Source organism: Paenibacillus xylanivorans (assembly GCF_001280595.1).
Taxonomy (GTDB): domain Bacteria; phylum Bacillota; class Bacilli; order Paenibacillales; family Paenibacillaceae; genus Paenibacillus; species Paenibacillus xylanivorans.
Genome location: NZ_LITU01000033.1, coordinates 1 through 9,161, shown reverse-complemented (window position 1 = coordinate 9,161; position 9,161 = coordinate 1). Strand labels below are relative to the sequence as shown.

Below are 9,161 nucleotides of genomic sequence, written 5' to 3'. Positions count from 1 at the left end.
GGTTCGACGAGACTAGCGCACGCTTCGGAGAATTCGGCCAGTTTTACGTTGGCAACATACTCACACCTGCTGGCTTGACAGAGTTGCTGAACGTGTGAAGGGCTAAATTATGCTTCACGGATTTTTGATTTTTTTTATATTTCGTGACAGTTCTAGGTCCATTTCGAAAATATAAACCCAATTGCAAAGTACCGAGGAAACTTAACAAAAAATCAACCCGGATAAGGAGAAACTTAGATTGATGGCAAACCAGACGAAAAAAACATTGGTCATTGTAACCCATCCTAACTTAAATAGTTCAAGAATAAATAAACGGCTGACCGAAGAACTATTAATACATGAAGAAGTCACTGTCCACCTGCTGTATGAAGCTTACCCTGACGAACAAATCGACGTGGAAAAAGAACGCCAACTTTTGGAAAATTACGACCGGATTGTACTTCAATTCCCATTTTACTGGTACAGCGCTCCTTACTTGTTGAAAAAATGGCTGGACAAAGTATGGGGCAGCGGCTGGGCGTACGGGCCGGGAGGAAATAAGCTGGAAGGTAAGGAACTGCGGCTGGCCATTTCAACCGGCGGTGTTCGTGAAGCTTATCAAGCCGGCGGATTCCATCAATATTCTTATAGCGAGCTGCTGAGACCCTTCCAGGCTTCTGCAAATCGTGTAAAAATGCTTTATAAACCCTCCTTTGAAATTAGTGGTGTTAGAGAAGTAAATGACGAAGCTCTTGAAAAACTGGCTAAGAAGTATGCTGAATTCGTCACTCAGCCATTTCTGATTGTAGTTGAATCCTAAGGGGGGGATCTCACTCGGGGAGTCATCCAAAAACTTAACCCCTCATAAGCGGCGCTGCGCTCATATGTCCAGTAATCGTTGCTGGTGCATAATAAAAGAACGGTTCCTGAGCATAATGTTATCCATCAACAACGACAATGCAATCGGCTCACAAGAAAAAGCGGCTCGGATATCCGAGTCAGCGTATACGAAAAGGAGATAAGAAAATGACGAATACGAACGCAACGAATGGTAAAGAGGCCGCCTATCATGGTGTGCCGGCGGAAGACGCTTACGGTTATGCACAGGCAATCAAGATCGGAAACACGATCCATGTTTCCGGCCAACTCAGCCACGACGAAAATGGGGCGATGGTCTTCCCCGCGGTGCTCGATGAATCTGGAAAGCCGGCCGACTTCTCGATGATGGAGGAGCAGATGCGGGTAACCTATGCCAATGCCGCGAAGATCCTAGCACAATTCGGGGCCACCTTCGACCACGTGGTTGAAGATACGCTCTACGTCCTCGATGTCGATGCGGCGTTTGCGGTCGCAGGCAAGGTTCGGAAAGAAGTCTACGGGACGCCGCAGCCTCAGGTCGCCAGCAATTTGATCGGCGTACCGAGACTGGGCTTCCCAGAGCAACTAATCGAAATCGTCTTCAAGGCAGTGCTGCCTCAAGCCTAAGCGGACGCGGGTTTGACGAGGAGGCGTGCCCATCACGAACCCATCAAGACAACTGCCCCCAACGACATGCTGATTGTGTGCCAACCTGTGGCAGCATGTCGTGTTATGCATGAGACGTGTATTGGCATCCTTGGTCGCTGATAACGGTCAATCCAGTCACGTCTTTATGTTGTTTAAATGCCTTTTTAAACGTCTCCAGGACCAACGGATTGTCGTTTTGGCGGTCGAATCCCGAATGGAAGGCAGCTTGGCAATGTACGCCGTCGTCGGCCAGAAGGCAGACATTATGTTTATAAACCTACGTGAGACACTCGAGGAGCTGAACTCAGTGGAGAACGCATTTAATCGTTCCGGGTTCGCCAAATTCGTGAAACCAGTTTACTCGTACGTCAATATCGTCGAGCTGAGCAGTTATTTAGCACCTCCCGGCTCCGATCCGATGCAAGTTCCCGAGGTAGCCGCTCGCCTTAAGCCAATCCTACCCAAGGCGAAACATATCTGCTTTTACCCTATGAACAAGCGACGCATGCTTAACGATAACTGGTACATGCTTTCTCTGGAGGAGCGCAAAAACTTCATGCGCAGTCACGGTATGATCGGGCGCAATTATGCGGGCAAGGTCAAGCAGATTATCACCGGCTCGGTTGGCTTCGACGATTGGGAGTGGGGTGTCACACTGTTTGCGGACGAGTCGCTGCAGTTTAAGAAGCTCGTCTATGAGATGCGGTTCGACGAGACTAGCGCACGCTTCGGCGAATTCGGCCGGTTCTACGTCGGCAACATACTCACACCCGGTGGCTTGACAGAGTTGCTGAACGTGTGAGGCCAAAAAAGACGCCAACGGCTAAATTATGCTTCACGGATTTGTGATTTTTTTTATCTTTTGTGACAGTTCTAGGTCCGTTTCGAAAATACAAGTATCTCGTATTGTAAGCGTGCAAGAAAGAAAATTTTGACTGCAACTAATAAACCCAATTGCATTGTACTGAGGGAACTTAACAAAAACGGATGTCCAGATTGTCGACGTGTTGCGACTCAATACGGAATTGTCACGTTGAATGAATATGCGTCAACCCCTGATGGGGCCGACCCGATGCTGGATCTCGTTATTCCCGTGATAAGAACTTAGCGAGTCGTCGACATTGTAGATTAAGGTCTTGATACCATTACTTGTTAAGTTCCAATTTGAATCATATGAGTATGCTTGTCCGTTGACAGCAATAATTTCATTACCGGCATCATCGTAATTTGTTGTTGTATTCATACCTGCCGATTATCGTGGTGACTCATAACGACCATCAGATGCTGGAGAGTTTTCAAGCTGGCGCTGATGACTCTAAACAACATGTAAAGGAGTTTCGCCATGACGATTAGTCACAGTCTCTTGTTCTCGCTTAATTGCTGGTTTTTCGTTTCACTGTTCACATTCGCCGGTTTCCGTTTTGCCCGGCTGCGCAGTGAACGTGATTCTCGCCGATTGATAGGTAACGCGCCTCAGGCTGATGAACGCTAAAAGTGCTTTCCGCCTCCTGATTACCGTTGCTGCAGCCTTCGTCTTCTGGACGCTCTTGAATCGTTTCGCCCTGGATCCGGATGCGTCGGTTTTTTTGAGCCACAAGACCAAGCTCATCCGTCCGATGAATTTACCTGTCTGGCTAACTATGCTGAACGTTCACGTCATCTGCGCCTGCATCGCAATCGCTTCGGGAGCCATAAACTTTGCTAGTGCCAAGCTCCGTAAGTACCGAAAGACGCATCGTATTCTCGGCTACGTCTATGTCATCGCCGTACTGGTCGTATGCATCACATCAGGCTATATGGCTCCTTTTGCGACCGGAGGCAAGGTCGTGAGTGTAGCCTTCAATTTGCTTAATATCATTTGGATATTTATAACAGTGAACGCATACTTGCATATTCGACAAGGACGGGTTGAAAACCACCGCCTCTGGATGATCCGCAGTTACGCGTTCTGCTTTACAAATCAGATGATTCATACGCTTATGCTTCTCTTCATCAACGCGCTGGGAATGAGCTACGAGGTCGGATATACGGCGAGTGTTATAGGAACGATCGTACTTCTTTTTTTGGCTGCGGAATGGATCATTCGGAGACGAAAGGCTGGCGGGCAGGCTTCGTAAAATATGGCATATTACTTTGCCTGGGATTAAGCCTACCATTGTTATTTTTCTAATTTTACAAATCGGGAAGATGCTCTGATGAATCTTTGATTATAGATTGATTCCTAATAGAAAAATACCAGTATATCTTTTTTCATTTTCACAGTAGTTATACAAAATAATATAAATAGGAGTGAATATTGTGTCTGGTACCAAATCAAAAGCATTTATTATTTTCATCCTAGCTTTCGGGGTTTTTGGAATCATTAATACAGAGATGGGCATTATCGGGATATTGCCACTCATTGCTGAAAACTTTGGAGTTAGCGTTTCAACTGCAGGCCTGCTTGTTAGCCTATTCGCACTCGCAGTTGCAATTTCAGGTTCTATCTTGCCATTGTTATTCTCAGGATTTAACCGTAAAGGTGTTATGCTTCTTGCTATCGGGCTATTTGTGGTTAGTAACGTTGTTTCTATGTTTGCCCCCAATTTTACAATAGCCTTAATAGCAAGAATTGTTCCTGCATTCCTACATCCGGTCTACGTGTCTGTTGCCTTTACTGCAGCTGCTTCCTCAGTTAGTCCAGAAATGGCTCCAAAAGCAATCGGTCGTGTATTCATGGGTCTCACCGCGGGTATGATTATTGGAACTCCAATTGCCTCTTTCATTGCGGTCTATGCGAATCTTGAGATAGCGATGTTATTCTTTGCTGTTGTAAATGCTTTAACATTCTTGGCCATTCTTCTCTTTGTCCCTTCCCTTCCCGTGAAACAAAAACAGTCTTATGGCTCACAGGTTCGTATTTTGAAGAAAGGTGTTGTTTGGGCAGCCATCTTTGGTGCAATCTTTATCCTTTCTGGTATGTATGCAACATTCAGCTTCTTTGCAGAGTACCTTGGGCGTGTAACGGAAATGTCTTCAAATACGATTAGCTTAATGCTTATTCTATTTGGTTTAACAGGGATGATAGGTAATTTACTCGCAGGTAAATTACTTACAAATAATGCGTTAAAGACTGCCTTTGTCTATCCACTCGTGTTTGTTGGTAGTTATTTGGTACTATTCTTGCTCGGATCGTTTACCGTTCCCATGATACTTCTTATTGCTTTCTGGGGCGTATTGTTTACTTTTGGCCTTAATATCTCCCAGTACATGATCACTTCATCCGCGCCCGAAGCACCAGACTTCTCTAACGGTCTGTTCGTAGCGTTTTCAAATCTTGGAGTTACCATTGGTACAATGGTTAGTGGTGCATTTATCAATGGCATGGGTATTCAAAGCGTCATGTGGGTAGGAATTGTCTTCTTGTTACTTGGGTTCTTATCTATCCTATTATTTATACCTCTTACCCGTAAGTCCAATATAAAAGATGCATCCAAGTTAGCAGCTTAATATCTCTCCAAAAAAAAAGGTCCTGAGTCGTTTGGTATTCCAACCTTGGTCTGCACCCCTTAGAATAGACATTGGAATAAACCCCTGGTTTATCCGATGAAATGAAGTGACCCCTTAAAGTTAGACAAATATTTTTATGCAACTTGTTTGGCATGAGCTCGGTATTGTACCGGGCTCATGCCTTTTAATTTTGACTTGATGCGTTTGTGATTGTAGTAATCCATGTATCGTTCTAGTTCTTGCTTGAAGTGATCTACACTTTCAAACTCATGAAGATAAAGAAACTCTGACTTCATAATGCCAAAGAAGTTCTCCATTACTGCGTTATAGTAACAATTCCCTTTGCGTGACATGCTCTGGGTAATCGCTTGTCCCTTTAAAGCCTGTCGATACTGCTTCATCTGGTAGTGCCAGCCTTGATCCGAATGCAGGAGGAGTTCATCCCCATTGGATAAGCGTTTAAAGGCTTTATTGAGCATCTCGGAGACTAATGAATACGTAGGGCGAGAACCTACTGTGTAAGCGATAATTTCACCGTTAAACAAGTCCATAACAGGTGATAAATACAGCTTTTCTCCAAACAACTTCATTTCCGTAATATCGGTAACCCACTTCTCATTTGGTTTTTCAGCTTGAAAGTTACGACCCAGTACGTTAGGTGCAATGTTACCTACAGTTCCTTTATAGGAACGATATTTTTTCATGCGTACCACTGATTTCAAACCTAATTCTTTCATGATACGCTGTACCTTTTTATGGTTAACTTGATGTCCACGATTAAAGAGTTCCTCACGGATACGGCGATAGCCATAACGTCCCTTATGTTCCTCATAAATGGAGCGAATAAGAAGTTTCAGGTCTATGTCTAGATCGGGCTTGCCAAACTGTTTCACCCAGTAGTAGAAGGTACTACGTGGGACTTCAGCGAACGCTAGCAATGCAACCACCGGGAATTCAAGCCTTAATTCATAGACTACTTGTGCTTTGTCTTGTTTGGTGATTTTCCCTTGTTTTGAACTAAGGCATTCAACTTTTTTAAGTAGGCGTTTTCCATACGCAAACGTTCTAATTCAGCTTGTAGAGCTTCAAGTGATCCCTCGGCAGGCTCTTTCTTTTTAAGCCTTTTTTATTCTTATCAGTCATATGATGACGCCCCTTTATCTTTGGTTTTAGGGCGTCGATTCCATTTTCATTGAACTGACTACGCCATCTTCGAATAACCCCTGGAGAAGAGATATTGAAAATGACAGCTGCTTCATTTGGAGACGTCCCATTTTCGTTCATATAGTTGAGTACGTCTAGTTTATATGGAAGGGAGTAAGCTGTATAGGTTTTTTCAAAAGCTTTTATACCGTGATATTCGTATTGCTTGATCCACATACGCAGAACTTCATGATTAATTCCTAAGGATTTCGCAATGCTTTTAATCCCTTCATTTCCTGATAAGTGTTGATGAATAGCTTCTATCTTCAAGTCTAAATTAAATTTCGACAAAAAAACTGCACCTCCAATTGCTAGATAGTGTCTAACAATTGGGGTGCAGTTCATTTCAAGTTAGTTTACGCTCTTATTGTAGCGAAAAGGCAGGTCCAAACGTATGTCAGCATGAAAGCAGTTTGTTTGGTCACCCTTTTTCTAGAAGACTTGAACGACTTCATGAATGCCATCCACTTCTTCAAAAATGGCACGTTCAATACCAGCCTTCAATGTGATCGTTGCACTAGGACAGCCGTTGCACTCTCCCAAGAATTTTAATTTAGCCACTCCATACTTAACCTCAACCAATTCAGCATCCCCGTTATCGCGCATTAAAAAAGGACGCAGTTTTCTCAATACATCGTCTACCTCTTCGAACAATTCCTCAGAATCTCTCATTTTATGACTCCTTTCATAGAGGCTGTGCTATCAGCTTCACTGTTCGCACTTCCTTAATCAATGGCCTTTCTCTCGATCATTCTTTCCTTTAGTTCATCAATCATGTCTTGATAAAACTTAACTCTTCACTAGTGTAACGTTCTAGAAATCGGAAGTACCGATCTTGCTCCTGCTTATGCAGCTTTCCGTGCAGTACATATAATTCCAGCGCTTTTGCCGTTAATCTGAAGTGGATTTCCTTCTTGTTATCGTTAAGACGGATACGCTCAATAAAACCATCTTTTAATAATGTGGTCGTTATCTTTGTTATGCTTGCTTTCGTTAAATCCATTTTTTCGGCAAGTGCTGTATTGTTGATGGGATCATTATTGCCAATACAGTCAATGACGTGTACAGATGTAAGATTAGCAGGATATTCGGAAATCCCCTGCTCTTTTGACGCTTGCAGGTAGAATCAAGAAGAATTGCAGCAATGTTACTTGGCGACTTTTGCGAAGTATTCTAATGTTCTAACGAGTTGAGCAGTGTAAGACATTTCATTATCGTACCAGGATGCGGTTTTTACCAGTTGCTGATCGCCAACTGTCAGAACTTTTGTTTGAGTGGCATCAAAAAGGGACCCGAATGTCATTCCCTTCACATCGGAAGATACGATCTCGTCTTCTGTGTAACCGAATGTTTCTGGATCAGATGCTTCTTTCATAGCAGCATTCACTTCATCAACAGTTACTTTGGTGTTCAATACAGCTACGAGCTCCGTTACGGAGCCTGTTGCAACAGGCACACGTTGAGATGCACCATCGAGTTTGCCCTTCAGTTCAGGAAGAACGAGGCCAATGGCTTTTGCCGCACCAGTGGAGTAGGGAACAATGTTCTCTGCAGCTGCGCGTGCTGCGCGGAAGTTTCCTTTTGAATCTGGCGCGTCAAGAGTGTTCTGGTTACCTGTATAGGCGTGTACGGTTGTCATTAACCCCGATTGAATGCCAAACTTATCGTTCAGAGCTTTTAAGAAGGGAGCTAGACAGTTCGTTGTGCAGGAAGCGCCGGAAATGACGGTTTCTGTTCCGTCCAGTATTTCATGGTTTACGTTATACACGATGGTCTTCATGTCGCCTGTTGCCGGAGCGGAAATAACGACTTTTTTTGCTCCGCCTTTCAGGTGAAGCTCGGCCTTTTCTTTGGTGGTGAAGAAACCTGTACATTCGAGTACGATATCTACACCAAGCTCTCCCCAAGGGAGTTCTTCAGGGTTACGGTTAGCCAGTACTTTAATATCTTTGCCGTTAACAGTAAAGGCTCCATCATGAACTTCGATGTCACCATGAAAAGTGCCTTGCGTAGTATCATATTTGAGCAGATGGGCCAGCATTTTTGCGTCAGTCAGGTCGTTTATGGCCACAACCTCGATATTTTCCACCTCTTGAATTCGACGAAAAGCGAGTCTTCCGATTCGCCCAAAACCATTAATACCTACTTTTATACTCATTGAATAATCCTCCTGTTTTCGTTCGGAATCCATTCCACATTAGTTTGTCCAATAGAACTTAAAAGTAAGCACTGAGCTGGAGCCAAACAGGTTTGCTTTTGGAATGGGTTTGTTTTAAAGTAAATGGTACCGATCGGTATCTTTATTATAGCAGGATTTAAGATATTGGCAAGGCTGCGGTCGTAAAATTTGATATAATGTTAGATTAGAATAAGTCATTCGGAGGAACCCATGAAAAAAGGAGATCGAACAAGAGAGCACATTATTATGAAATCGGCAGCAATCTTTAATCAGAGAGGATATGCCGGTACATCGTTAAATGATATTATTGCCGATACCGGAATTAAGAAAGGGGGCATCTATCGACATTTTACAAGTAAAGATGAGATTGCGCTTGAAGCCTACAATTACGCTGCCAGTCTGGTTAGCGGGAAATTTGCTGAGGCGGTCGACCAAGAGCAGTCTGCGTCTGGGAGGTTACTTGCATTTTTTCGTGTATATGAAGATGTTGTCGATAATCCACCATTTATTGGCGGATGCCCCATGCAGAATACAGCTGTAGAAAGTGTCGATACTCATGCGGAACTTTATGGTCGAGCAAGGCAGGGGCTGCATACCTTCTTGGATATGATGAAAAGTATTATTCGTGACGGGATTAAAGCTGGGGAGTTTAGGGGAGATCTGGATTCGGATGCGCTTGCTTCATTTGCATTTTCCTTGTTGGAAGGAGGCATTTTGCTCAGCAAATTGGATGGGGATAACAAGCACATGCTAATGAATATAACAATCTTCTCGTCCTATTTGCAGCAATGCTGCTTAAAGACCA

10 protein-coding genes and 3 pseudogenes are annotated in these 9,161 nt (G+C 43.8%); 9 read left to right on the top strand and 4 right to left on the bottom strand.

Features of this window, described 5'->3' with window-relative positions; translation table 11 throughout:
* The 8 genes and pseudogenes from AMS66_RS33425 to AMS66_RS03505 form a co-directional block, all read left to right on the top strand.
* Positions 1-98 (top strand): annotated as a pseudogene (locus AMS66_RS33425) (hydrogen peroxide-dependent heme synthase); the annotation flags it as partial.
* Positions 99-241: 143 nt separating this feature from the next.
* Positions 242-799, top strand: a complete 558-nt coding sequence (locus AMS66_RS03525; RefSeq protein ID WP_053779474.1) for an NAD(P)H-dependent oxidoreductase — start codon at positions 242-244, stop codon at positions 797-799.
* A gap of 206 nt (positions 800-1,005) precedes the next feature.
* A complete protein-coding gene (locus AMS66_RS03520) occupies positions 1,006-1,464 on the top strand; it encodes a Rid family hydrolase (RefSeq protein WP_053779473.1) in 459 nt (152 codons plus the stop codon).
* A 166-nt stretch (positions 1,465-1,630) separates the two neighbouring features.
* Complete coding sequence (gene hemQ / locus AMS66_RS03515) at positions 1,631-2,287, top strand: hydrogen peroxide-dependent heme synthase (RefSeq protein WP_236703164.1); 657 nt, start codon at positions 1,631-1,633, stop codon at positions 2,285-2,287.
* Between the two features lie 540 nt (positions 2,288-2,827).
* Positions 2,828-2,977 carry a hypothetical protein gene (locus AMS66_RS32640; protein WP_160319659.1) on the top strand — a complete coding sequence of 50 codons (150 nt, stop codon included), beginning with the start codon at positions 2,828-2,830 and terminating at the stop codon, positions 2,975-2,977.
* The gene (locus AMS66_RS03510) at positions 2,967-3,602 is read left to right on the top strand and encodes a DUF2306 domain-containing protein (protein WP_053779472.1); all 636 of its coding nucleotides are present in this window, start codon (positions 2,967-2,969) and stop codon (positions 3,600-3,602) included. Before AMS66_RS32640 ends, AMS66_RS03510 begins: the two co-directional genes overlap by 11 nt.
* Positions 3,586-3,678: pseudogene (locus AMS66_RS34630) on the top strand (sugar ABC transporter permease); the annotation flags it as partial. The gene AMS66_RS03510 and the pseudogene AMS66_RS34630, both read left to right, overlap by 17 nt.
* Positions 3,679-3,783: 105 nt before the next feature.
* The gene (locus AMS66_RS03505) at positions 3,784-4,974 is read left to right on the top strand and encodes an MFS transporter (RefSeq protein WP_236703149.1); all 1,191 of its coding nucleotides are present in this window, start codon (positions 3,784-3,786) and stop codon (positions 4,972-4,974) included.
* A gap of 134 nt (positions 4,975-5,108) precedes the next feature.
* Here AMS66_RS03505 and AMS66_RS31545 read toward each other — a convergent pair.
* From AMS66_RS31545 to gap, 4 genes and pseudogenes are all read right to left on the bottom strand, one after another.
* A pseudogene (locus tag AMS66_RS31545) lies at positions 5,109-6,468 on the bottom strand (IS3 family transposase).
* Positions 6,469-6,609: 141 nt separating this feature from the next.
* Positions 6,610-6,849, bottom strand: coding sequence for a NifU family protein (locus tag AMS66_RS03490; RefSeq protein ID WP_053779191.1), 240 nt, complete (start codon positions 6,847-6,849; stop codon positions 6,610-6,612).
* A 100-nt stretch (positions 6,850-6,949) separates the two neighbouring features.
* Entirely contained in the window at positions 6,950-7,273 is a 324-nt protein-coding gene (locus AMS66_RS31540; RefSeq protein ID WP_269084527.1) for a MarR family transcriptional regulator, read from the bottom strand.
* 51 nt (positions 7,274-7,324) lie between these two features.
* Positions 7,325-8,335 carry a type I glyceraldehyde-3-phosphate dehydrogenase gene (gene gap, locus AMS66_RS03485; protein ID WP_053779470.1) on the bottom strand — a complete coding sequence of 337 codons (1,011 nt, stop codon included), beginning with the start codon at positions 8,333-8,335 and terminating at the stop codon, positions 7,325-7,327.
* 231 nt (positions 8,336-8,566) lie between these two features.
* Here gap and AMS66_RS03480 point away from each other — a divergent pair.
* Positions 8,567-9,161 (top strand): TetR/AcrR family transcriptional regulator (locus AMS66_RS03480; RefSeq protein WP_053779469.1); only part of this gene is annotated, 595 nt, incomplete at its 3' end.

Bases quoted from the DNA above. Each gene is read 5' to 3' on its own strand.
- AMS66_RS03510 (WP_053779472.1), top strand. From the start codon at position 2,967: ATGAACGCTAAAAGTGCTTTCCGCCTCCTGATTACCGTTGCTGCAGCC.
- AMS66_RS32640 (WP_160319659.1), top strand. From the start codon at position 2,828: ATGACGATTAGTCACAGTCTCTTGTTCTCGCTTAATTGCTGGTTTTTC.
- hemQ (WP_236703164.1), top strand. From the start codon at position 1,631: ATGTTGTTTAAATGCCTTTTTAAACGTCTCCAGGACCAACGGATTGTC.
- gap (WP_053779470.1), bottom strand. From the start codon at position 8,335: ATGAGTATAAAAGTAGGTATTAATGGTTTTGGGCGAATCGGAAGACTC.
- AMS66_RS03525 (WP_053779474.1), top strand. From the start codon at position 242: ATGGCAAACCAGACGAAAAAAACATTGGTCATTGTAACCCATCCTAAC.
- AMS66_RS03520 (WP_053779473.1), top strand. From the start codon at position 1,006: ATGACGAATACGAACGCAACGAATGGTAAAGAGGCCGCCTATCATGGT.
- AMS66_RS03490 (WP_053779191.1), bottom strand. From the start codon at position 6,849: ATGAGAGATTCTGAGGAATTGTTCGAAGAGGTAGACGATGTATTGAGA.